The organism is Ferrovibrio sp., assembly GCF_964218355.1.
Classification (GTDB): domain Bacteria; phylum Pseudomonadota; class Alphaproteobacteria; order Ferrovibrionales; family Ferrovibrionaceae; genus Ferrovibrio.
This window is the reverse complement of record NZ_CAXPMC010000009.1, coordinates 128,674-151,145: the sequence shown is the minus strand read 5'-3', so window position 1 is coordinate 151,145 and position 22,472 is coordinate 128,674. Positions and strand designations below refer to the sequence as shown.

Genomic DNA, 22,472 nt, shown 5'->3' with positions numbered 1-22,472 from the left:
AATCTATGCGTCCGTGGTCAATCCGACAGGGCAGGCCACCCCCGTGCCGCCGAGCCCGCAATACCCGCCCGGATTCTTGGCCAGATACTGCTGGTGATAATCTTCGGCATAGTAGAAATCCGGCGCATCCAGGATTTCGGTGGTGATGCGGCCGCGGCCGGCCCGGGTCAGGGCCTGCTGATAGGCATCGCGGCTCTGCCCGGCCTGTGCGCGCTGGGCAGCCGAATACACATAGATGCCGGACCGGTACTGGGTGCCGACATCATTGCCCTGCCGCATGCCCTGGGTCGGATCATGGCTTTCCCAGAAAACCTGCAGCAGTGCGGCATAGGAGATCCGCGCCGGATCGAACACCACCCGGACCACCTCGTTATGGCCGGTCAGACCGCTGCAGACCTCTTCATAGGTCGGATTCGGGGTATAGCCGGCGGCATAGCCCACCGCCGTCGAATGAATTCCGGGCCCGGCCTGCCAGAATTTGCGCTCTGCCCCCCAGAAACAGCCGAGACCGAACAATGCCAGTTCCAGTCCTTCCGCAAAGGGCGGCAGCAGAGGATTGCCGTTCACGAAATGCCGGGCCGGCACTGCCATGGGCGTGTCCCGTCCGGGCAGAGCCCGGCTGCGATCGGGCATCTCTATCTTGTGGCGGGGGGTGCTGAACCACATGGCATCGCTCCTGGGCAGATCGGGGGGACGGGCACTGCCCTAGAATGGTGCGCCCTGCATTGCGGTCAAGGCTGGGCTGCGATACCGGCCATTCACGAGGTCGCGATACCCGGATATGGTGGCGGCGGAAAAACAAGCACAATGAGTCTCGCCTCCTCCCCATTCCGCCCCGGCGCCCTGTATGGTCGCCTGTTCGGCTTCGGCACCCGTCGCGGCATTGCCTCGATGCTGCTGGGCATGGCTGCCTTCGTGACCAACGACACCATGATCAAGCTGGCCAGCACCAGTCTGCCGACCGGCCAGCTGATCGCCACCCGCAACGTGATTGCCACCCTGCTGATTCTTGGCCTGATCCTCATCACCGGGCATGCCGGCCAGCTTCGACGGATCGGCGACCGGGTTGTGCTGCTGCGCAGCGCACTCGATGTGGTGGCCACCATCCTCTACCTTGTGGCGCTGTTCCACATGCAGATCGGCAACATCACGGCGATCAACATGGCGACACCACTGGTGATGACGGCTTCGGCGGCGGTGTTCCTGCGGGCCCCGGTCGGCTGGCGGCGCTGGAGCGCGGTCGCGGCCGGTTTCATTGGCGTGATGCTGATCGTGCAGCCGAAGGCCAGCGGCTTCAACGCCTATTCGCTGCTGGCGCTGGCGGCGGTGGTCTTCATTGTCGCCCGCGACCTCACCACCCGCCGCCTGGATACCGGCATCCCGTCGCTGGTCGTCACCCTGGCGAATTCCCTGTTCGTGCTGATCAGCGCCCTGGCGCTGTCTGCCGTCGAGGGATGGGCATCCATCGGCGGACGCGAATTCACGCTGCTGGCTAGCGCGGCCCTGTTTCTGATCGGCGGCTATCTCCTGATCGTCGATGCCTTCCGCCACGGCGACCTGACCATCGTAGGTCCATTCCGGTACACCGCCCTGATCTGGGCCCTGCTGTTCGGCTTCCTGATCTGGGGCGAGATCCCCAACCCTCTGGCCATGGCCGGCATCGCCATCGTCGTGGCCAGCGGCCTCTATGTGCTGCATCGCGAGCGCCTGAAGGGCTCCGCCGCCGGGACAGGATGACCTGATGAGCGAAGCCCGCCTGAAAACACAGATTCTTGTTCAGGCCATCCTGCGCCGCTACGACCTGGAAAGCATCCCGGTCTATATCCGGCGCAAGGGCGACCCGGATGCCGGCACCATCCTGCTGAAGATCGCCATCAGTCGCGACAGTGCGATCATTCTCAGCCAGGCGCGCGATGCCGAGGGCCGGGCCGGCTGGCTGCGGCTGGGCGGCGATGCGCCATTGTCAGAGGCCGAAGCCGAAGCGGCACTGGAAAAAGCGATACGCCGCGACCCCGACCTCTACGTCATCGAGGTCGAAGACGGCAAAGGCCGCATCCTGGTCGATGGCGTGATCCTGTAGGCTGCCCGCCCTAGCGGAACAGACTCTCGATATAGGCGGCGCCGATACCGACCGCCTCGTAATGCCCCTTGCACATGGCAATATAGTTGTGGACATCGAAATATCCGTTCGCGTTGCCATCCTCGTCGAGCCACACCAGCGGCCCCTTGACGATGAAAAACACTTTCATCGGGTCCCTGTGCGCATAGGCGACCAGCGTATGGCCCTCCCCGGGGGTTTCGTAGACGAAATCCCCCGCCGTCGCCGTCCAGTCATGCTCGAGATATCCCCATTTCCCCGAGATGGTATAGGCAAATACCTCATGCGGGTGGTAATGCCGGTTCACCAGGCCGGCGCTTTTCGCCATCAGGATGTCGCACCATTTGTTCTGGGACGGCGAGATCCACAGCGGCCGCGACGACACCGTATCGGTGAACGGGACATAATAGCGTTCGTCTTCCGTGGGTGCATTGGCGATATAGGCCTCGGGCAGGGCATCGGGCTGGAAGACCTGCGCAATCGGCTTGAGGTCCTTCCAGAATTCGGTTGTGGCAAGCTCGGGCATGGGGCACTCCTCTCCCGTGGTCTGCGTCCTGGTCAGATATGCATGCCGCCATCGGCCATCAGCACGCTGCCGGTGGTGAAGCTGCTCTGGTCGGATGCCAGGAACAGCACGGCACGGGCGATTTCATCCGCCCGGCCATGGCGGCCGAGCGGAATGATCGAATCGAGAAACCGGGTCGCGTCGCGGCCGATGGCCGCACTCAGCCCCTTCTCGATGTCCAGCTGGAAACCGTTGTCGACCGGCCCCGGCGCCAGCACATTCACCCGGATGTTGCGTGGCGCCGCCTCCTTGGCCACTGTCCGCATCAGTCCGATCACTGCATGCTTGGACGTCGCATAGGCGCAGATACCGGGATCGCTGGTCACGCCCACCACGCTGGCCGTGATCACGATGCTGCCGCCGTCCTTCATCTGCGGCAGGCCATACTTGCAGGCCAGGAAAGAGGCCCGCACATTCACGGCCATGACCCTGTCGAAAACCTCTTCGGGATAATCGGTGACGGGGCTGATCACACCGCTGAGCCCGGCATTGCTGAACAGCACATCCGCCTTGCCCCAGCGGGCCGCGGTTTCAGCGATGTAGTGCCGGGTGGCCGTGGCATCGGCCACATCCGCGGCACAGATGGCAACGCCATCGCCGATGCCGCCGAGCGTATCCGCGGCCTTGCGCAGCGCGGCTTCCTCGAGGTCGACCAGCATCACCCGGCCGCCTTCCCGCCGCAGCAGGGCCGCCGCCGCCAGGCCGAGACTGCCGGCCGCACCGGTGACAATGCAGATCTTCCCATCCATCGCGCCCATCGTCTGTCCCCGTTCAGATCGGGTATCGTCCGGGCTGGGTCTCGATGGTGATCCAGCGCAGGTCGGTGAATTCCTCGATGCCGGCCCGGCCGCCGAACCGGCCGTAACCCGATGCCTTGACGCCGCCGAAAGGCATCTGCGCCTCGTCATGCACGGTCGGGCCATTGATGTGGCAGATGCCGCTTTCGATCCGCCGCGCGACACCCATGGCGCGCGCAATGTCGCGGCTGAATACCGCGGCAGACAGGCCGTATTCGGTATCGTTGGCGATGCGGACGGCGTCGTCGGCATCCCGGGCGCGTACCACGCAGACCACGGGACCAAAGGATTCCTCGTGATAGATGCGCATATCCGGCGTGACATGGTCGAGCACAGCGGCATCCATCAGCGCGCCCTCGGCACGTCCGCCGGCGACCAGCTTCGCGCCCCGGGCCGTCGCATCGGCGATCAGATCCTGCACCCGCACCACCGCTTCCCGGCTGGCAACCGCGCCCAGCGGGGTATTGCCCTTATGCGGATCGCCGGCGACCAGCGTTTCGGCCTTGGCGGCAAATTTCGAGACGAAATCATCGGCCACGGTGCGGTCGACCACCAGCCGCTCGGTCGACATGCAGATCTGGCCCTGGTTCATGAAGGCACCGAAAGCCGCCGCCTTCACCGCTTCATCAAGATCGGCATCGTCCAGCACCAGCATTGGCGCCTTGCCGCCCAGTTCCAGCAGTACCGGCTTGAGATGGCGTGCTGCCGTTTCGGCGATGATGCGGCCGACCTTCGTCGAGCCGGTGAAATTGACCCGCCGCACGGCCGGATGCGCAATCAGCGCCTCGACCACGGCCGCAGCGTCTTCCGGGGCATTGCTGACCACGTTGACCACGCCGGCCGGAATGCCGGCATCGACCAGGCATTCCGCGATCAGACGGTGGGTCCCGGGGCAGAGCTCCGACGCCTTCAGCACCACCGTATTGCCGCAGGCCAGCGGCATGGCAACGGCACGGGTGCCGAGGATCACCGGTGCATTCCATGGCGCGATGCCGAGCACCACGCCAGCCGGCTGGCGGACTGCCATCGCCACGCAGCCCGGCTTGTCGGAAGGGATCACCTCGCCGCCGATCTGGGTGGTCATCGCCGCCGCTTCGCGCAGCATGCCGGCGGCAAGATGCACATTGAATCCGGCCCAGCCGGCCGTGGCGCCGATCTCGGCCGCCATGCGGGCAACAAAGTCACCGGCCCGCGCCGCCAGGGCATCGGCCGCTTTCAGCAACATCGCCCGGCGTTCGTTCGGCCCCATTGCCGACCAGGCCGGAAACGCGCGGGCAGCCGCATCGGCAGCGGCGATGGCATCGGCAGTCCCCGCCGCAGCGGCGCGGCTGGCCACGGCATCATTCAGCGGGTTCCGGCGTTCGAAGCTGCGGCCGCCGGCCGCCGGCAGGGTCTTGCCGTCAATCAGCAGGTCGATCTGGAACATGCGGCTCTCTCCGTCATTGGCAAATCTTTTCAATGGGCCGGCGTGGCCACGCCGAGATAGGCCCGCTGCACGGCGGGGTCGTCGCGCAGGGCCGCCGCCGTGCCGGCACCGACGATGCGTCCGTTCTCGATCAGATAGCCGCGATCGGCGATGGCCAGGCTGCGGCGGGCATTCTGCTCGACCAGCAGCACGCCGATGCCGGCCTCGCGGATGCGGCCAAGCGCGCCGAACAGTTCGCCGCACATCAGGGGCGACAGGCCGAGCGAGGGCTCGTCCAGCAGCAGGATATCCGGCGACGACATCAGGGCGCGGCCGATGGCCACCATCTGCTGCTCGCCGCCGCTCATGGTCCGGGCCGCCTGCTCCATACGCTCGGCCAGACGGGGAAACAGCGTCAGCACCCGCTGCAGGTTGCTGCCTTCGCCATTGCGGGCACGGCGCGCAAAGGCGCCCAGCGCCAGATTCTCGCGCACCGTCAGTTCGCCGAAAATGCCGCGCCCTTCCGGCACCAGCGCCAGCCCGGCCTCGACGATGCGATGCGCGGCCAGCCGGGTCAGGTCTTGTCCCCCAAGGCGGACCTGGGCACCGGGCCGGGTGGCCTGCACGCCAGCCAGTGCCTTCAGCAGGGAGGTCTTGCCGGCGCCGTTGGCGCCGAGGATCACCACGATCTCTCCGGATGCAACCGTCAGAGCGACATCATCGACAGCCTGGTGCTTGCCATAGGCGACCGAGAGTCTTGCCACCTCAAGCATCGGCCTCTCCCAGATAGGCCCGGACCACCTCGGGTTCGGCCAGTACCGCGGCCGGCAGGCCGTCGGCGATCTTGCGGCCGGCATTCATCACCACGCAGCGGTCGCATAGCGAGCGGATCGCATCCATCACATGCTCGACCATCAGGATCGACAGGCCCTGCGCGCGCAGGGAACGCACCAGTTCGATCCCCTGCTGCAGCTCGGTGGGATTGAGCCCGGCCAGCCATTCATCCAGCAGCAGCAGTTCCGGCCGCAGGGCCAGTGCACGCGCCAGTTCGAGCCGTTTCTGGTCGATATACGTCAGCTCGCCGGTCATGGTGGCGCCGCGCCCGCCCAGGCCGACCTGGGCCAGCAGATCATCGGCCGCCTGGTCCGCGGCCGCTCCCCATTGCCGGCTGTGGCCGAAGGCAAGGCCAGCCAGCACATTCTCCCGGCAGGTCATCGAGCCGAGCACGCGCACCAGCTGGAAAGTGCGGGCGACGCCCAGCCGCGCAATCCGGTAGGGCGGCAGGCCGGCAATCTCCCGTCCCTTCAGCAGGACGCGGCCGGCATCCGGGGCCAGTGCGCCGGAGACCAGATTCAGCACCGTGGTCTTGCCGGAGCCATTCGGCCCCAGCAGGCCGACGATCTCGCCGGACCGCACCGACAGGTCGACGCCATCCACGGCGACGAGGCCGCCGAAACGCCGGGTCAGACCGGCCACATCCAGCAGGGCAGCCGTGTTCATGATCCGCCTCCCCCGCTGCGGCCCAGCAGCCGGCCAGCCTGTTCGGCCAGGCCGGCGATGCCGCGCGGGATCGCATAGACGATCAGCATGAAGGCAAGGCCGAGCAGGATGCTGAAATGATTCGGGAAGTTCGCCAGCAGGAATTCAAACAGCAGGGCCAGCGGAATCACGCCCAGCACAGGCCCATAAAGCCGGTGCACACCCCCCAGCAGCGCCATGATCAGCACCTGGAAGGAGACTACCGGATTGAAGGCAATGGCCGGGTCGATATAGGTCCAGCGCGGCGCCATCACCGCACCGGCCAGGGTCATGAAAGCGGCGCTGAGCGTGAACAGCGCGACCTTGGCAATCGTCGTGTTGATCCCGACATGGCGGGCCACGGCCTCGTCATCGCCAATCACCCGCAATGCCAGGCCCAGCCGCGAGCGCCGGATCAGGAGGCCGGCTGCAAAGACCAGAACGACCAGTGCCAGCAGCTGCCAGTAGATCTGCTCGGTGGTGATGTCGATGAAGACATAGCGGCCGAGCGTGCGGGTGACATTGACCTCCCACCAGGTGACCAGCTGGCGGACCAGTTCAGCCAGGCCGAAGGTGAAGATGACGAAATAGACACCGGACAGGCGCAGGGTGGACAGACCGACGATCAGTGCCACCGCCATACCGATGCCCAGCGCAATCAGCAGGATCAGCGGCCAGGGGAGAATCTCGCTGAACACCGCAACCGTATAGGCGCCGATGCCGAAAAAGGCGACCGTGGCCAGGGATACGTAGCGGGTCGGGCCCGAGAACAGGGCCCAAGCGGTCGACAGCACGGTATAGTTCATGATGCTGATGGCCAGGGACAGCTGGTAGCCATCGGCCACCAGGGGAACCGCAGCCAGCGCCGCAACCAGAAACGGTATGCCGGCTGCACCGGCAAACAGACGCGCATTCATCGGGCGGCCCGGCCGAACAGGCCCTGCGGACGGACCAGCAGGATGCCGAGGAAGATCGTGTAGGTGGCCGCCAGGGTCAGGCCCGGATCGATCCATGTCGCCACGAAGGTTTCGGTCAGGCCGAGGATCAGTCCCGCAACCAGGCAACCGAGCAGATTGCCGACTCCGCCCATGATCACCACGATCAGCGCCTTCATGGTGAAGACGACGCCGATATTGGCGTTGAATGTCAGGAACATCGAGACCAGAACACCGCCCACCGCCACCAGCGCCCCGCCCAGCGCAAAGGCTGCTGCCGCTGTCGCACGCACATCGATGGCAACCAGCTGAGCTGCGACGGGATCGACCGCCACGGCCCGTACGGCGGTGCCGATCCGCGTGCGGGTCAGGCCGATATAGAGGGCAAGGCCGATCACTGCGGCGAAAGCAAGAGCCAGCAGACGGTTGGCTGCCAGCGATACGCCGAAAACATCGACCGCGAAAGCCAGGAAGCCGTAGCTGTAATAGGCGCCACCGAACAGCACCAGCATCACGCCCTGCACGACGAACAGCAGGCCGAACGTGGCAAGAATGCTGTCGACTTCCAGCGCATCGCGGCTGGGGGCGCGACGAACCAGCGGCACCAGCAGGATACGGTAGATCAGCCAGCTGAGCAGCGCCGCGGCAGGTGCCACGACAACCAGGCCAAGAACCGGGCTTACGCCTGCGGCGGTGAACAGCCAGAAAGCGGCAAAGGACGCAGCAACCAGCAGTTCGCCGTAAGACAGGTTCATGATGCGCGCGACGCCGTACTGGAGCGTCAGCCCCATCGCCACCAGCGCATACATCCCCCCGAGGGTCAGTCCGGAGAGGAGTGCCTCAACCAGCATCGCAGACAACCTTGACAGAAACAGGAAACAGACGGGTGGCCACCGGACGGGCGGCCACCCGCATCACGTCACTTCCAGGCGGGCTTCGGCACCACCAGGCCTGCCGCGCCGGTCCGGTCCGGCGCCACGCCGGTATAAAAGCCGTCCTGCCACTGGCCGATCAGCCAGAAGGCGTCCTTCGGCATGTTGTCTTCCAGCTTGATCTTGCCGAGGACGGTATCGAAGGTTCCGGTCTGCAGCTCCTTGATGATTGCCGGACGGTCGATGCTGCCGACCCGCTCGATCGCCTGCTCCAGCATCTGCAGCGACGCATAGCCGACCTGGCTGCCCCAGTAATCGGGATCACGACCATGCATGGCATTGTGCTTCTTGCGATACTCCGCCGTGCCGGCATTGTCCTTCGACCAGCCACCCAGAGACATCACGCCTTCGATGCTGGCGCCGAATTTCTGCGGATAGAGCGGAAAGCCGACGCCGACACCGAGGAACATGATCTTCGGGGCGAACGACGCGATCTTCGACTGGTCGGTCAGGGCTATGGTATCCGGCGGATAGCTGAAGGCGACGAAGCTGTCTGCGCCGGAACGCTGCGCCTCGCCGATCAGCGGCGACATATCCTGGGTGCCGATCGGATAGCTCTTGTCATAGACCAGCTTGAGACCGGCCTTGGCAAAGCTGTCGCGCGCCGCCTTGGACAGGTCGATGCCGAATCCGTCCGAGATGCTGACCATGGCGACGTTGCCATTGACCTTGCCGGCCTTCTGCTGCTTGGCGATCAGGCCGGCCAGGGCATCCACGTACATGTGGCTGGTGCCCAGAAACCAGAAGCTGTTCGGCCAGCGCTTGACCAGCTGCGGCGCGAGATCGGTCACCGCACTGAAGGCCAGCTGCGGATAGCCGTATTTGTGGAAGACCGGGCCGACGGCCAGATTCAGGCCGGTGCCCCATGGCGGGAACAGCAGGTCCACCTTGTCCTGGGTCACCAGGCGCTCGACCGCGCGCACCGCCTCTTCCGAGTTGGAGCGGTCATCATATTCGATCACTTCGATCGGCACGCGCTTGCTGCCGATTTTCAGGCCGCCCTTGTCGTTCACCTCCTTCACCCAGAGCTGGTAGTTCGGAATCTGGGTGATATTGGCACCGCCGGCATTCGGGCCGGTCTTCGAGATGGCATAGCCGATCTTGATCTTGTCCTGGGCCGACGCGCCCATACTCGTGGCCAGCAGGGCGAAAGCCGCCGTTGCCGCCAGCATGCGGAAACCGTGTTTCATCTTTTTCTCCTCCCAAGACACGACTGCCAGTCGCAGCATGTCGCCGTGAACGGCACACTGCCTGTCGCTGCCCGGCTTGCTGCCGGTGCATTCCCTGTACCGATACCCCCGATTCCGCCGCGCTTCTTGCCCGAGAGCGAACCTTCACTTGACTGTGACGGTACCGGCATCCGCCCACGAACGATCTGTTGCGCCGCAGCATGGGCGGTATCCGCACGTCTATGCGCGGGGCTGGGCCGCGACATCATCGAAAAGCCTTAACGCACCTGCTCCGCCGCGTTAGACTTCGGATAGTTGGATATCCAACGGCGGGGAGGATATGAGCGCGGTATCGGTTGTGGCCACATCGGACGTCGCTTCGGCGGACCGGCTGGCGCTCTGGGGCGATTTCGTGGCCCGCCATATCGGCCGGCTGCAGTCGGACACCTATGGCGACGAGAATTTCGATGGCCGGCTCGAACTCGGTGATATCGGCGGGTTGAAGCTCTGCCGCATTCTGGCCAGCCGCCATCGCGTGGTGCGCACGCCAAACCTGATCCGCCGCGATGATCGCGGCTATGTGAAGATCGTCGCCCAGATCGAGGGGGCCGCCTGCTTCGAGCAGAACGGCCGCCGACTGATTCTGACGCCCGGTGAATGGAGCATGTACGACACGACCAACACCTATGTCGTGTCCAACCCCGAACGCATCAACCAGATTGCCCTGCTGCTGCCGCGCGACTGCCTGACCCGGCTGGGGCTGGACATGACCGAACTGTCGGTGCGGCGCTTCTCCGGTCAGAGCGGTGTCGGCCGCCTGGTCTTCCAGTTTCTCTCTTCTGCCTTCGCGGATCTGCCGGCGATTGCCGGCCCTCATGGCGGCGCCGAGATGGGCGAGACCATCGCCCAGATGGTCAGGCTGGCCGCACTCGACCTGCAGGGCATCGCCACCGATGTCTCACTCGGGGAAACCAGCCGGGCGCGGGTGCGGACCTTCATCGCCCAGCACCTGCGTGATCCGCTGCTGTCGCTTGACCGGGTTGCCGCCGCCGTCGGCTGCAGCAAACGCAACCTGCACAAGCTGTTCAGCCGCGAGGGCACCACCCTGAACAGCCACATCTGGAACAGCCGGCTGGAACGGGTTTGCAGCGACCTCGCCAACCCGGCCCTGCGGCACCTGTCCATCACCGACATCGCTTTCAGCTGGGGCTTCAATTCCTCGGCCCATTTCAGCCGCTGTTTCCGCGACCGCTATGGCGTGTCGCCGCGCGCCTTCCGCGCGATGACCGCCGGCAGCCCCGCCTACTGGCTTGCCGGCCGGGCCTGAATCCGGGCCGCGCCTTTCCCGCCCGCCGCATTTCGGCTAGCGTCGCGCCCTGACACCACAGCGGACGGTTTCCCATGAAGGGCATTATTCTCGCAGGCGGCACCGGCAGCCGGCTGCATCCGGCAACCACCGTGATCAGCAAGCAGCTGCTGACCATCTACGACAAGCCGATGATCTATCATCCGCTGACCACCCTGATGCTGGCCGGCATCCGCGATATCCTGGTGATCACCACACCGCGCGACCAGGAGGCTTTCCGTACCCTGATGGGCGATGGCAGCCAGTGGGGATTGCGGATCGAATATGCCGTGCAGCCGGAGCCCCGGGGCATTGCCCAGGCTTTCCTGATCGGGCGCGATTTCATTGCCGGCGACGCCTGCGCCCTGGTGCTGGGCGACAACATCTTCTACGGCGAGGGCTTCGTCGAAGTGCTGCAACGGGCTGCAGCCAGAGCCGACGGCGCCGTGGTTTTCGGCTACTGGGTGGCCGATCCGGAACGGTACGGCGTGCTCGAACTCGGCCCCGGCCGGACGCCGCGCGCAATCATCGAAAAGCCGAAGATTCCGCCAAGCAACTGGGCCGTAACCGGCCTGTATTTCTACGACCGGCATGTCTGCGACATTGCCGCCGGCCTGCAGCCTTCAGCACGTGGCGAACTTGAGATCACCGATCTGAACAATGTCTACCTGCAGCAGGGCAAGCTGCATGTGGAACTGTTCGGCCGCGGCTTTGCCTGGCTGGATACCGGCACGCCGGACAGCCTGCTGGATGCGTCGAACTTCATCGCCACCGTGGAAAAGCGGCAGGGGCTGAAGATCGCCGTGCCGGAAGAGGTCGCCTGGCGTCTGGGCTTTATCGACACCGCCAGGGTCGAGCGCATCGCAGACAGCTACGGCAGCAATGCCTATGCCCAGTATCTGCGCCGCATCGTCCGCGAGAAATTCGAACCCTGACCTTCAGACCGGCCGGGCGTCGAGGCGGCCGCGCAGGACGCGCTTCAGCAGTTTGCCGTTGGCGTTGCGCGGCAGGGGTTCGTCCAGCAGGGTGAAGCTTTCCGGCACCTTGTAATCCGCCAGCCGCTCGGCACAGAAGGCTTTCAGCTCGGCCTCCCCGACCCCGGCGGCCTGCCGCCGGCTGACGAAGGCATGCACACGCTCGCCCAGTACCGGGCAGGGTTTCGCCACGATGGCGCTTTCCAGTACGCCAGGGTGATAGCTCAGGGCATTCTCGACCTCGACCGAGAATATCTTGTAGCCGCCCCGGTTGATCATGTCCTTCACCCGGTCGAAAACCCGCACGAAACCATCCGCATCCATCGAGCCGATATCGCCGGAATGCCAGAAACCGGCCGTGAAGGATTGTGCTGTCGCCTCCGGGTTCCGCCAGTATCCCGCCACCACCATGGGGCCGCGAATCCAGATTTCACCGGCCTCGCCAGGCGGAACCTCCCGGCCTGCCGCATCGACGATGATCACATCGCCGCAGGGCACCGGCCAGCCGACACTGTCGGCATGCGTCGCCGTATGCACCGCCGGCATGATGGTGGTCGGCGAGGTGGTCTCGGTGGCGCCATAGGCATTGGCAAGCCCCAGCTGTGGCAGCTTCCGTGCCAGGGCGGCAATCGTTGCTTCCGGCATCGGCGCGCCGCCATAGCCGCCGATCCGCCAGCTGCCAAGGTCGTAGCTGTCGAAATCCGGCTGCAGCAGGCAGAGATTGTACATCGCCGGCACCATCACGGTGTAGGTCAGCCGTTCACGGGCGGCCAGTGCCAGAAAGTCGCGCGCCCGGAATTCCGACATCATGATGATGGCGCCGCCAACAAGCCAGGCCGTCATGATGACGGCGACCAGCCCGGTGACATGGCTGGCCGGAACCGAAAGCAGGATGCGGTCCTCCGCCGTCAGTGCCATGCAGTGCCGGAAATGCAGGGCCGAATGCACGATCCCCAGATGCGCCAGCATTGCGCCCTTCGGCCGGCCGGTTGTGCCGGAGGTATAGAGAATGACCGCGGTATCATCCTCGGCTGGCGCGACAGGTGGCAGGGATTCAGTGCTGTCTGCCGCCAGCACCGCGAAATCCTCTGCTCCGGTGCAAGGGCCCCCGACCGCAAAACGGAAACGCAGCGCCGGGACTTCCGCCCCTTCCGGCAGACGGTCCGCCAGATCCGCCTCATGCACCAGTGCGACAGCACCCGCGTGGTCGAGGATGTAGGCGATTTCCGGTTTCTGCAGCCGGGTCCCCAGCGGCACGGCGATCGCCCCCAGCCGCAGCGTCGCCAGCAGCGACAGGATAAATTCCACACGGTTGCCAAGCAGCAGCGCGACCCGGTCGCCGGCACCGATGCCACGCGCGGCCAGACCGGCAGCGTGCCGTTCGGCCGCCAGGGCCAGCTCGCCATAGCTCAGTCGCAGGGAGCCGCAGACCAGTGCCTCGCGGTCAGGCTGCCGTTCTGCTGCGGCTGCAAACATCGCGTAGCAATGGCCCGGGCGATCCGTAAAACAGCGCAGAACCCGGTCGCCGTGATGCACTTCGTGACGGATTCCAATGGCAGGCGGCAATGTCCACGCCATGGCCGGCCCTCCCGTGCCGGATCATTCTGACTGGCCGGAGGCTGCCGCCGAATACCCGCAGAGTCAACAAGATGGCCACATCGCAATCCATAACCATCTGACAAACAAAAGAATTTCATCTTCAGGCAGGATGGAAAGCCCGCTTTCCGCTGCGGCGGCCTCATGATAAGTTAACAAATCATGAGCGTCGTCGATATTATTCCGCGCCTGCCCTATGAATCGGCCCCGCTTGGCATCGGCATTGGGCCGGTGCCGCAGTCGCGTGCCGAGATCGTGTCCGCCGGGCAGCCATCCGGCGTCGAAACCATGCTGCAGCAGCTGCTGGTCATACGCGGCGAACTCGGCGGCCCCGACAAGGCCCGGGCCGAGCGCGAAGCTCCGTTGCGAGAGTTTCACGGCGCGCCGATCACCTATGACGGCTTCGCAGTCGCGCGCAGACCACCGACAATGTCGGTTTACCTGCTGGCCTGACCGGCCTATCCCGCCACTGGCGGGCCCGCTGTCTTGTCAAAGACCGTAAATCCCTTTAATCCGGCCTGATACGCCCGTGCCAGCCAGCGGTCCCGCCTTTTCTTATGCAAGCTTCTCCGGACATCAGCTTCGTCCTGCCGGTCTACAACAAGGCCGATATCCTGCCGGCTGTTCTCCGTGCGCTGGCGGCCCAGACAATCGATGCGCAGGCCGAGTTCATTTTTGTCGACGACGCCTCGACCGATGGCTCTCTCCCGCTGCTGCAGGACCGCACGGCCGGTCTGCCGCGCGCCAGGGTTGTCGCCAACAGCCAGAATGCCGGCCCCAGCATCCGCCTCAACCAGGGCGCCGCACTCGCTGCAGGCCGGTATCTGTGCCTGCTCGATGCGGATGAGCTGGTTGCGCCGAACGCCATCGCGACAATGCTTCACCTGTTGCGCGACCATGCAGCTCCCATGGTCCACGGCAAGGTCGCGATCACCGATCAGCCCGGCGAAAGTTTCATCCCCCCGGCCCTGCCGTCATCGCCTCCTTTCGCCCTGCTTTCCCCGGTTCTCCCTGCCCTGCTGGGCAACCGCGGCTTTGTCCGCATGTGCTGGCTGGTGGAAACCGGGCTGTTCCGGTCTGCCGGCGGCTGCGACCCCCGCCTGTTCATCCAGGATGAAGCCCTGCCGTTGCGGTTGGCCCTGAGCGCCGCACGGATGGTCGATCTGCAGGCCCCTGCGACCTATGCCCCGCCAGCCCGGAAACGATTGTCGGCAGACAAAGGACAGCAGCATCATGACCGGTTCTTTGCGCACTATCTCCTGTTCCGCGATCATCCGGAACTGCCGCCCGTGCTGCAGCGGCAATTGACCCGGAAATGCATGTCGACAGCATGGAAAGCGGTTCGCAGCGATAATTCCGGACGTCACAGGCTGGCAGTGTTTTTCAGGTACGCCGCATCAAGACTCGGCCCGTTGAGCGTTCCCGAAAAGTGGCTGGCAGAATCCGTTGCATATTTTGCAGCCCGCCCGGGGATTCGGCGGACTCCGGAATTCTCTGAAAAAGGGCTGGCGCGCGTATGAATGACGCCCCCTATTCTCCCGCAGCCGAGCCGTATGCCCGGCTGCGCCAAACCAATCTGCTGCTGCTCGGACTGATGCCGGCCGCCCTTCTGCTGGCCCGTGGCGGTGCAGAAGTGATCATGGCGGTCATCGGGCTGTCTTTCCTGTGGTCGACACTGGCGCAGCGCAGGTGGGAGAATTTCGGCATCGTCAGTGTTGTCATCCTGATTGCGACTTACTTCATCCTCAACCTGATTGTCTCGCCGGCGGCCGCCGATGTGGCAACATCCTTTTCGCGCTCCCTGCTCTGGCTGCGATTTGTCATGTTCTTTGCCGCAATGGTCACATGGCTGCTGCGGTCGCCATCCGATATCCGGCTGATCGTGGTCATGTGGGGGGCCACCCTGGCACTGGCCATGGCCGACGGATACGTTCAGCTGGCCACCGGAATCTCCTTGACCGGCCAGCCAATCGACGGGCGCAGGCTGACCGGGCCGCTGGATCGGCCGAATATCGGCATGTTCATAGCGCGCATCGGCGCACCGCTGGTCGCCGCGACCATTCTGCTGACGCTTGGCAGGACCAGCCGCCGCTATTGGTACCTCGCCTCCGCCCTCGTCGTCCTCATCGCTTTCGCCTTCATCATTCTCAGCGGTGAGCGCACGGCAACGATCCTGACCATCCTGGCTTTTCTGGCAGCGGCAAGCATTGCCATCATGTTCATGCCCGGCCGCAGGCTTCACATCCTTGGCCTTGTCGCGGTCATTCCGCTCTGCCTGCTCGCCCTGTATGCCCTCAGCCATTCCGTTCAGATGCGAGTCGAGAATCTCCAGACGGATGTTTCCGGATTCTGGACATCCCCATACGGGCGGATTTTTCACACGGCTTTCCGTATCTGGCTTGAAAATCCCCTGACTGGCAGCGGACTGAAGGGATTCCAGGATGCCTGCTTCGCTCTCGGACTAAGCTTCCCGTGTCACCCGCATGCCCATAACATCTATCTGGAATGGCTGTCTGAAAGCGGCATCATTGGACTCGCCTGTTTTCTTGCCTTCGTGGCCAGCCTGACCTGGCCGGTTCTTCAGATCATCTTCCGCCGGCCGGGCAAGCGGCTGGTCGGAGCGGCCCTCTGTGGCGGCCTGATCCTGACCCTGTTCCCGGTTTCTGCGACCCAGAGCTTCTTCAGCAACTGGCCGGCGATGGTCATGTGGACGGCGCTTGGCATGATCGCCGCCACAACCCGCCTGGCGCTGCAGCCCTCTTCCGCAGAAGCGGGACCTGCTGCCAGCAGACCGGTCCTGGTGATCAAGCATTCGGCCCTGGGCGACATGATCATGGCCCTGCCCCTGTTCCGGGCGATTCGCGACCATCATCCCGGGCAGACGCTGATCCTGCTGACGACAAAGCCTTACGCCGAACTGGCCCGCATGACGGGCTGCTTTGATGAAATCTGGACTGACAGCCGTCCGAAACTTTGGCATCTGCGCCCGATGCTGGCGCTGCTGAGACAGCTGCGCAGCCGTCGATTCCAGCGCATCTACGACCTGCAGGGCAATCAGAGAACCCGTCTCTACTACTCGCTGCTCGGCTCGCCGCGGAATATCTGGGTCGGCAACGCCATGGGCTGCGCCTATTTCATTCCCGACCCTGTCGAGCCGGTCCATATCGCCGAACACCGGAAACGGCAGCTTGCTCTTGTCGGCATCCCTGATCCGGGACTGCCCGACCTGTCCTTCCTGCAGGCCGATATAACCGCTTTCGGCCTTCCTGACTCTTATGTCCTGCTCGTTCCGGGGGGGGCACCACACCGTCCGGCCAAGCGCTGGCCGGCGGAAGCCTTCGGCCAGCTGGCCAGACATTTCGCAGACCGCGGCATGACCCCGGTGCTGATCGGCCAGACAGCCGAAGCCGCTGCGATCGAAGCCATACAGGCGGACTGTCCGCAGGCAGTCAGCCTGATGAACCGGACCTCGATTGCCGAACTGGCCACGCTTGCACGTGGAGCCGCCATGGCCGTTGGCAACGATACCGGCCCGATGCATATCATCGCCGCCACCGGCTGCCCGGTGCTGGTGCTGTATTCTGAAGAGTCCGACCCGCGCAGGATTGCTCCGCGCGGTGACTGGGTCCGCCTGCTGCAGCAGCCCTCCCTGCAGGATCTGCGCGCGGCCGATGTAATCGCCAGCCTGCCGCCGCCGCGCGGAGCCTGAAAAATATGCAGCGCCTCCGCTTTCAGCGGAATCTGGCGCAAATCGGCAGAAAAAATCCCCTGGCGCTTGCGAGGCCGGGCTGGCAGGCGAATACTTGATCCGCTGGCCCGGATGGAGACTTGCTCCCGGCGAGGGTCACGTCCGCCCCTGCCCTGGCCGCCTCAAAGACTGACCATGCCTCACAGCACTCCGACCTTCCTGCGCCGCATCTGGTTCAACCGTTATATCTGGCAGCGGCGCGGCATTTTCTGGATCGGCGGCCTGATGATCGGCGTGGTGACGGTCGGCTTTGCCTTTGCCGCGGATTACGCACAGCATCTCTTCAAGACGGTCAACAATGCCTACCCTTATGCACCGCTGCTGCTGACGCCAGCCGGCCTGGCTGCCTCCTACTGGGTCACGCGCCGCTTCTTTCAGAATTCCCAGGGCAGCGGCATTCCCCAGGCGATCGCCGCCCGCCATCTTGCCGACGAGAATGATCGCAGCAAGCTGCTGTCGCTGCGGATCGCCTTCGGCAAGATACTGCTGACCGTTTTTGCCCTCGGCTGCGGTGCATCCGTCGGGCGCGAGGGGCCGACAGTGCAGGTCGGCGCCTCGATCATGCATGCCCTGGGCAAGGGGCGTTTCCGCAAGCACCAGGGACTGGTTCTGGCCGGCGCCGCAGCCGGTATCGCCGCCGCTTTCAACACGCCTCTGGCCGGCCTGGTCTTCGGCATCGAGGAAATGAGCCGCTCCTTCGAGCACCGTCTCAGCGGCTTCGTGCTTGGCGCCATCATTGCCGCCGGTCTGGTCTCGATGTTTTTCCTCGGCAATTATGTCTATTTCGGCCGTACCGAGGTGGCGTTGACCGGCTATGGCGACTTCCCCGCCATCCTTGCCTGCGGCATTGCCGGCGGCTTTCTCGGCGGGCTGTTCAGCCGCACGCTGCTGTATGTCCTGGGCGGCCCGGCCGGCCGTCTCGGCAATTTCATCCGCCGGCATCCGGTTGTCTTCGCGGCGCTCTGCGGTCTGGGCACGGCCATCTGCGGATTGCTGTCCGGCGGCACCACCTATGCCACCGGCTATGACGAGGCCCGCCTCATCCTGCAGGGCGAAGGCACCCTGCCTTGGCAGTTCGGCATCCTGAAGATGATCGCCACCACGCTGTCGGCCATTTGCGGCATTCCCGGCGGCATCTTCTCGCCGTCGCTGTCGATCGGCGCCGGCTTTGGTGCCAATCTGGCGACCCTGTTCCCGCATATCGACCCAGGCACCATCATCCTGCTGTTCATGGCCAGCTACCTTGCCGGCGTCGTGCAGGCTCCGATCACTTCCTTCGTCATCGTGATGGAGATGACCAGCAGCCACGGCATGATCCTGCCGCTGATGGCAACCTCGATGCTGGCCTTCGCCACCTCACGGATGATCTGCCCGACCCCCCTCTATCATGGGCTGGCGCAGAACTTCATCCGCAACGCACGGGCATTGCGCCGCACGCCGCCCCAGACCGCAGCAGGCAAGGATCCAGTCTGACCGGCGCTCAGCGCCCTTCGGCGGAGACCGCAGGCGCCAGCAGCATCCGGACATGGCTTTCCGCGCCGGACGGCAGGGGGGCACGCACCGGATCGGCAATCCAGGCCGCGATATCCCGCCAGACCGTCTCGGCCTGCAGGTCGCGCAGCAGCATATGCCAGCCTTCGGGGTAGACGGCAATGCGCAGGCCGGCCGGTGCATCGCTGCGCAGGGCATCGACATAGCGGGCAACGGGCTGCCGCGGGATGATCTCGTCCTTCGCCCCGTAAAGCAGCAGCACGGGTAGCCCCGCCGGCCGGCTGGCCGCCGCCATGTCCATCAGATCGACCAGGCCGTGAATCGCGTCCACCCGGGTGGCCTTGATCACCTGCGGGTCGCGCGACAGCCGGCGCAGCATCGGAATGTTGTCCGATGCCTGCACATTCAGTCCCTGGCCGGTGAAGGTCTTCCAGGGAATCGTATGGGCGGCCAGCCACAGCGACAGGCGATACAGCAATGGCATGCTGTCCCGCCCCCAGACGGCCGGCGCCGACAGGATCATGCCATCGGGCCTGACATCCTCCGCCTGCTGCCAGGCCGCCAGCGCCAGGGCGCCGCCCATGCTCTCGCCGAGCCAGTAGAGCGGCCGGCCGGGATAGCGCTGCCGCAGCAGGCGGGTCAGATCGGCCGCGTCCCGGATCATGCGTGTCCCGCCGGCCCAGAGGCCGCGATAGGGTGCGGCACCGAACCCGCGCTGGTCCGGCGCGTATGTGGCGATGCCGCGGTCCGCCCACCAGGCAGCGGGCTCGGCAAAGGCCATGCCATAGTCATTGAATCCGTGCAGGGCCAGGATCACCACGGCCGGCGGCCCATCGGGCAGCCACCTGCGCAGCGGCAGAACCCACCCGTCATCTGCCTGCCAGCTGTCGGCGGCCGGATCGAGCACCGCCGGTCCGGCCGGCTCTCCCGGCGGCTGCAGCCGCGGCGCACAGGCCGCCAGCAGGGCCAGCAGCAGGAAAGGAACGAGGTACCGACCGCCCCTCACGCCGCTCCCGCCAGCGGGCGGGTCCGTGCAGCCGGAAAAATCAGCGTCGCCGTGGTTCCCGCGCTTTTGCGGCTGGCCAGCTGGATGCGGCCGCCATGCAGTTCGATCAGCCGGCGAGTGATCGGCAGGCCAAGGCCGGTGCCGCCCATCTCGCGCGCCCGCATCGAATCGTCATGGGAAAACGGCTCGAAAACCCGATGCAGCTGCGCATCCGACATGCCTATACCGGTGTCGCGGACCCGGATGGCAACATCGCCATCGCTCAGCAGGGCGGCAGCCACCTCGACCTGGCCGCCCTCCGGGGTGAACTTGATCGCATTGCTGAGGAGATTGAGCAGCATCTGGCGCAGGACCCGAGGATCGGCATGAATCGCAGGCAGGCCGGCGGGAACCGCCCGCCGCAGCTGGATACCCTTGCTGTCCGCGGTGACCGCCACGAGCGCCGCCGCTTCCTCGATTGCCAGATCGAGCCTCACATCCTCTTCGGCCAGCTCGAGCCGGCCGGCTTCGATGCGCGACATGTCGAGCACGTCGTTGATCAGGGCCAGAAGATGCTCACCGCTGGTGACAATGCCCTCGATATAGCCAGTATAGCGGTCGCTGCCGACCGGCCCGAACAGTCGCTGTCGCATGATGTCGGCAAAGCCGATGATGGCATTCAGCGGAGTGCGCAGTTCATGGCTCATGGTGGCAAGGAAATTCGACTTGGCGCGGTTGGCCTCCTCGGCCAGACGGCGGGCCTGCTCGAGATCCGAGGTCAGCCCGGCCAGTTCCGCATGGGCGCTTTCCGTCTCGCGCAACTGGCGCATCAGCACGAAGGCAAAACCGAAAACCAGCATCCAAGTCAGGGCCGCCACCCCGATCAGGATGTTGTAGAGGCGGTTCAGGCGCTGCCGGGCCTCGTCGATCCGCTTCATGCCGATCATGTTCACGTCGGAAGCAAAGGCACTGAAATCCGGATCGAGGCGCCGCGCGGCCTCGGCTACCGCTTCGCCGCTGTCTCGCCTGCCCTCGCGCAGGAAGGATGCCAGCGGTGCCTCCCATGCCCGGACTTCAGGATCGATGCGTGCCAGCAGCTGACGCAGCATCGGCTCGGCATTGTAGGTCTCGGCGGCACGGCTCTCGCCCAGCAGGGTCAGCCGACCGTACAGGATGTCATACCGGCGCTGCACTTCTTCCGGCGAGGCACCGGCCGCACCGATCAGCAGCTCCAGCAGGGCGGCACGGAAAGCCTGGTGTTCGTTGCGGATCTGCGCCCCCTCCCAGACGATATTCTGGAATGAGAAGCGGTTGTATTCCCGCTGCTGGGCATAGAAATAGGCCGCCAGCACGCCGGACAGGCCGATCACCGTCGCCACCAGCACCAGCACGAAACGCCGCCCGGCACCACCCAGATCGCCGGAGCGCGCCATGACCCTGCGGAGACCGGCGGATTGCGACGTCACTGGATTTCCAGCCGCCGCAATTGCCAGACCGAACGGGAATACATGACATCCGACCGCAGCGCTGCGTCGGTATCATAGGGATAGACGATGAAAACCGGTCCCTTGTCGCGCAGCCCGAGCTGGTGGCCATTGGCGCGCAGCGCCAGGATCATGTCGTAACGGACGGCATCGTCGCGTGGAATATTGGCCGTGTATTCGTTATGCGCCACGGCATAGAGCCGGTCGCCGCTTGCCCCGACCTCTTCCAGCAGCCGCCGCACCAGCACGCCCTCGAAACGCACCCGGCCCCGGTGCCACGGCGTCGCCGTAACGAATTCGGTGATCCCCAGATGCTGCAGCATGGCCAGATCAAACCGGGCCTCCGGCCGGCCGGCCGCATCCTGGCCGTTGCTGCGGCTGATCTTGCCGGCCACCGTCAGAACCACCGCGTCGCCGGGCTGGGGCAGCGTGTCTGCCACAGCCCCTCGCGCCAGCAGCAGGGCCAGCAGCAGGACCGCCAGCCCAAGGCATCCTGTCCCCGGCCGGAATCCCGGAACCCCCGATATGAACGAACTGATCCGCATGCCTCCGAGTGGCATTCCGGCGCGAAAAAATCAATAGAGTTCCGGGCTCACAGGGTCCGGGTCACGCCGCCATCGACGTCCAGGATGGCCCCCTGGACATAGGCGGCCCGGGGAGAGGCGAGAAAGGCGACAGCCTGCGCAATCTCAGCGGGCTCGCCGAACCGGGCGACATTCATCGCCCGCGGCAGCCGCCGGGCCGCCTCGGCCTCGTCGATCCCCTGTTCCTGGGCAAAGCTGCGGATACGCACCAGCAGCCGTTCGGTGGCGATCGCACCGGGGTTGATCACATTGACGCGCACGCCATCCGTGATCCCGCGGTCGGCCAGCACCTTGGTCAGGTTCATGCAGGCGGCATTGACCGCGCCGCCGATGGCGAATTCCGCACTGCCGGTGCGGCCGCCGACGCCGACGATGCTGACGATACTGCCCTGCCGCGCCGCCAGCTGGGGCCAAGCCGCCCGGCTGAGGCGCATGGCGCCGAAGAATTTCAGGGCAAAGCCGTCTGCCCAGTCGTCGTCGGTCAGGGTCATGAAATCCCCGCGCTTGGTGGCACCGGCATTGTTCACCAGCAGGTCGATGCCGCCGAAGCGCTGCACGGCTGCCGCCACCAGTGCCGCCGGCGCCGCCGGGTCGCGCAGGTCGACCGCCTGCACCAGACAGTCGGTCGCCAGGCTGCCCGCCAGTCCGTCGAGCAGCTCGCGCGACCGCGCCGCCAGCACCAGCTTCATGCCTTCGGCGGCCAGGGTTTCGGCAATGGCACGGCCGATGCCCTTGCTGGCCCCGGTGATGATGGCGACTTTGCCGGTCAGTTGCAGGTCCATGATGCGGGCTTTCCTCTGCGGGGTTGATCTTCTTCTTCGTCTTTGGGCTAATCCAAAGCCAGAA

22 protein-coding genes are annotated in these 22,472 nt (G+C 65.3%); 8 read left to right on the top strand and 14 right to left on the bottom strand.

Features of this window, described 5'->3' with window-relative positions; genetic code table 11:
• Positions 1–3: 3 nt before the first annotated feature.
• A complete protein-coding gene (msrA, locus tag ACEQZY_RS04780; protein WP_370152694.1) occupies positions 4–666 on the bottom strand; it encodes a peptide-methionine (S)-S-oxide reductase MsrA in 663 nt (220 codons plus the stop codon).
• A 141-nt stretch (positions 667–807) separates the two neighbouring features.
• Between msrA and ACEQZY_RS04775 the strand changes: the two genes are divergently transcribed.
• Together ACEQZY_RS04775 and ACEQZY_RS04770 are read left to right on the top strand one after the other, a co-directional pair.
• On the top strand, positions 808–1,737 hold the full coding sequence (locus tag ACEQZY_RS04775) for a DMT family transporter (RefSeq protein ID WP_370152692.1): 930 nt from the start codon (positions 808–810) through the stop codon (positions 1,735–1,737).
• 4 nt (positions 1,738–1,741) lie between these two features.
• A complete protein-coding gene (locus ACEQZY_RS04770) occupies positions 1,742–2,080 on the top strand; it encodes a DUF1491 family protein (protein WP_341702400.1) in 339 nt (112 codons plus the stop codon).
• 10 nt (positions 2,081–2,090) lie between these two features.
• On the opposite strand, the gene ACEQZY_RS04765 is transcribed toward ACEQZY_RS04770, so the two are convergent.
• The 8 genes from ACEQZY_RS04765 to ACEQZY_RS04730 form a co-directional block, all read right to left on the bottom strand.
• The gene (locus ACEQZY_RS04765) at positions 2,091–2,624 is read right to left on the bottom strand and encodes a 2,4'-dihydroxyacetophenone dioxygenase family protein (protein WP_341702401.1); all 534 of its coding nucleotides are present in this window, start codon (positions 2,622–2,624) and stop codon (positions 2,091–2,093) included.
• A 32-nt stretch (positions 2,625–2,656) separates the two neighbouring features.
• Positions 2,657–3,412, bottom strand: a complete 756-nt coding sequence (locus ACEQZY_RS04760; RefSeq protein ID WP_341702402.1) for an SDR family oxidoreductase — start codon at positions 3,410–3,412, stop codon at positions 2,657–2,659.
• Positions 3,413–3,434: 22 nt separating this feature from the next.
• Positions 3,435–4,886 (bottom strand): aldehyde dehydrogenase, encoded by a 1,452-nt coding sequence (locus tag ACEQZY_RS04755; RefSeq protein ID WP_341702403.1) that lies wholly within the window; start codon positions 4,884–4,886, stop codon positions 3,435–3,437.
• A 29-nt stretch (positions 4,887–4,915) separates the two neighbouring features.
• Positions 4,916–5,638: an ABC transporter ATP-binding protein gene (locus tag ACEQZY_RS04750; protein WP_370152688.1), complete on the bottom strand. Its 723-nt coding sequence runs from the start codon at positions 5,636–5,638 to the stop codon at positions 4,916–4,918.
• Entirely contained in the window at positions 5,631–6,365 is a 735-nt protein-coding gene (locus tag ACEQZY_RS04745) for an ABC transporter ATP-binding protein (RefSeq protein ID WP_341702405.1), read from the bottom strand. Before ACEQZY_RS04745 ends, ACEQZY_RS04750 begins: the two co-directional genes overlap by 8 nt.
• Positions 6,362–7,300: a branched-chain amino acid ABC transporter permease gene (locus ACEQZY_RS04740; protein WP_341702406.1), complete on the bottom strand. Its 939-nt coding sequence runs from the start codon at positions 7,298–7,300 to the stop codon at positions 6,362–6,364. The genes ACEQZY_RS04745 and ACEQZY_RS04740 overlap by 4 nt, the downstream gene beginning before the upstream one ends.
• Entirely contained in the window at positions 7,297–8,169 is an 873-nt protein-coding gene (locus ACEQZY_RS04735; protein WP_370152686.1) for a branched-chain amino acid ABC transporter permease, read from the bottom strand. The genes ACEQZY_RS04740 and ACEQZY_RS04735 overlap by 4 nt, the downstream gene beginning before the upstream one ends.
• Before the next feature lie 68 nt (positions 8,170–8,237).
• Positions 8,238–9,440: an amino acid ABC transporter substrate-binding protein gene (locus tag ACEQZY_RS04730; protein WP_341702408.1), complete on the bottom strand. Its 1,203-nt coding sequence runs from the start codon at positions 9,438–9,440 to the stop codon at positions 8,238–8,240.
• 319 nt (positions 9,441–9,759) lie between these two features.
• On the opposite strand from ACEQZY_RS04730, the gene ACEQZY_RS04725 reads away from it, so the two are divergent.
• Together ACEQZY_RS04725 and rfbA are read left to right on the top strand one after the other, a co-directional pair.
• A complete protein-coding gene (locus ACEQZY_RS04725) occupies positions 9,760–10,746 on the top strand; it encodes a helix-turn-helix domain-containing protein (protein ID WP_341702409.1) in 987 nt (328 codons plus the stop codon).
• Positions 10,747–10,820: 74 nt separating this feature from the next.
• Positions 10,821–11,699: a glucose-1-phosphate thymidylyltransferase RfbA gene (rfbA, locus tag ACEQZY_RS04720; protein ID WP_341702410.1), complete on the top strand. Its 879-nt coding sequence runs from the start codon at positions 10,821–10,823 to the stop codon at positions 11,697–11,699.
• A gap of 3 nt (positions 11,700–11,702) precedes the next feature.
• On the opposite strand, the gene ACEQZY_RS04715 is transcribed toward rfbA, so the two are convergent.
• The gene (locus tag ACEQZY_RS04715; protein ID WP_370152683.1) at positions 11,703–13,316 is read right to left on the bottom strand and encodes a class I adenylate-forming enzyme family protein; all 1,614 of its coding nucleotides are present in this window, start codon (positions 13,314–13,316) and stop codon (positions 11,703–11,705) included.
• 180 nt (positions 13,317–13,496) lie between these two features.
• Here ACEQZY_RS04715 and ACEQZY_RS04710 point away from each other — a divergent pair, with 180 nt between their 5' ends.
• From ACEQZY_RS04710 to ACEQZY_RS04695, 4 genes are all read left to right on the top strand, one after another.
• On the top strand, positions 13,497–13,787 hold the full coding sequence (locus ACEQZY_RS04710) for a hypothetical protein (RefSeq protein WP_341702413.1): 291 nt from the start codon (positions 13,497–13,499) through the stop codon (positions 13,785–13,787).
• A gap of 104 nt (positions 13,788–13,891) precedes the next feature.
• On the top strand, positions 13,892–14,854 hold the full coding sequence (locus ACEQZY_RS04705) for a glycosyltransferase family 2 protein (protein WP_341702414.1): 963 nt from the start codon (positions 13,892–13,894) through the stop codon (positions 14,852–14,854).
• Positions 14,851–17,043 carry a glycosyltransferase family 9 protein gene (locus tag ACEQZY_RS04700; protein ID WP_370152680.1) on the top strand — a complete coding sequence of 731 codons (2,193 nt, stop codon included), beginning with the start codon at positions 14,851–14,853 and terminating at the stop codon, positions 17,041–17,043. Before ACEQZY_RS04705 ends, ACEQZY_RS04700 begins: the two co-directional genes overlap by 4 nt.
• Positions 17,044–17,217: 174 nt before the next feature.
• The gene (locus ACEQZY_RS04695; protein WP_370152678.1) at positions 17,218–18,555 is read left to right on the top strand and encodes a chloride channel protein; all 1,338 of its coding nucleotides are present in this window, start codon (positions 17,218–17,220) and stop codon (positions 18,553–18,555) included.
• 7 nt (positions 18,556–18,562) lie between these two features.
• Here ACEQZY_RS04695 and ACEQZY_RS04690 read toward each other — a convergent pair whose 3' ends face one another.
• From ACEQZY_RS04690 to ACEQZY_RS04675, 4 genes are read right to left on the bottom strand one after another with little or no spacing between them, the layout of a single operon-like run.
• The gene (locus ACEQZY_RS04690; RefSeq protein WP_370152676.1) at positions 18,563–19,579 is read right to left on the bottom strand and encodes an alpha/beta fold hydrolase; all 1,017 of its coding nucleotides are present in this window, start codon (positions 19,577–19,579) and stop codon (positions 18,563–18,565) included.
• The gene (locus tag ACEQZY_RS04685) at positions 19,576–20,991 is read right to left on the bottom strand and encodes a sensor histidine kinase (protein ID WP_370152674.1); all 1,416 of its coding nucleotides are present in this window, start codon (positions 20,989–20,991) and stop codon (positions 19,576–19,578) included. Before ACEQZY_RS04685 ends, ACEQZY_RS04690 begins: the two co-directional genes overlap by 4 nt.
• 29 nt (positions 20,992–21,020) lie before the next feature.
• Positions 21,021–21,587, bottom strand: coding sequence for a molybdopterin-dependent oxidoreductase (locus tag ACEQZY_RS04680; RefSeq protein WP_370152672.1), 567 nt, complete (start codon positions 21,585–21,587; stop codon positions 21,021–21,023).
• A 47-nt stretch (positions 21,588–21,634) separates the two neighbouring features.
• On the bottom strand, positions 21,635–22,408 hold the full coding sequence (locus tag ACEQZY_RS04675) for an SDR family oxidoreductase (protein ID WP_341702420.1): 774 nt from the start codon (positions 22,406–22,408) through the stop codon (positions 21,635–21,637).
• Between the last annotated feature and the right edge of the window lie 64 nt (positions 22,409–22,472).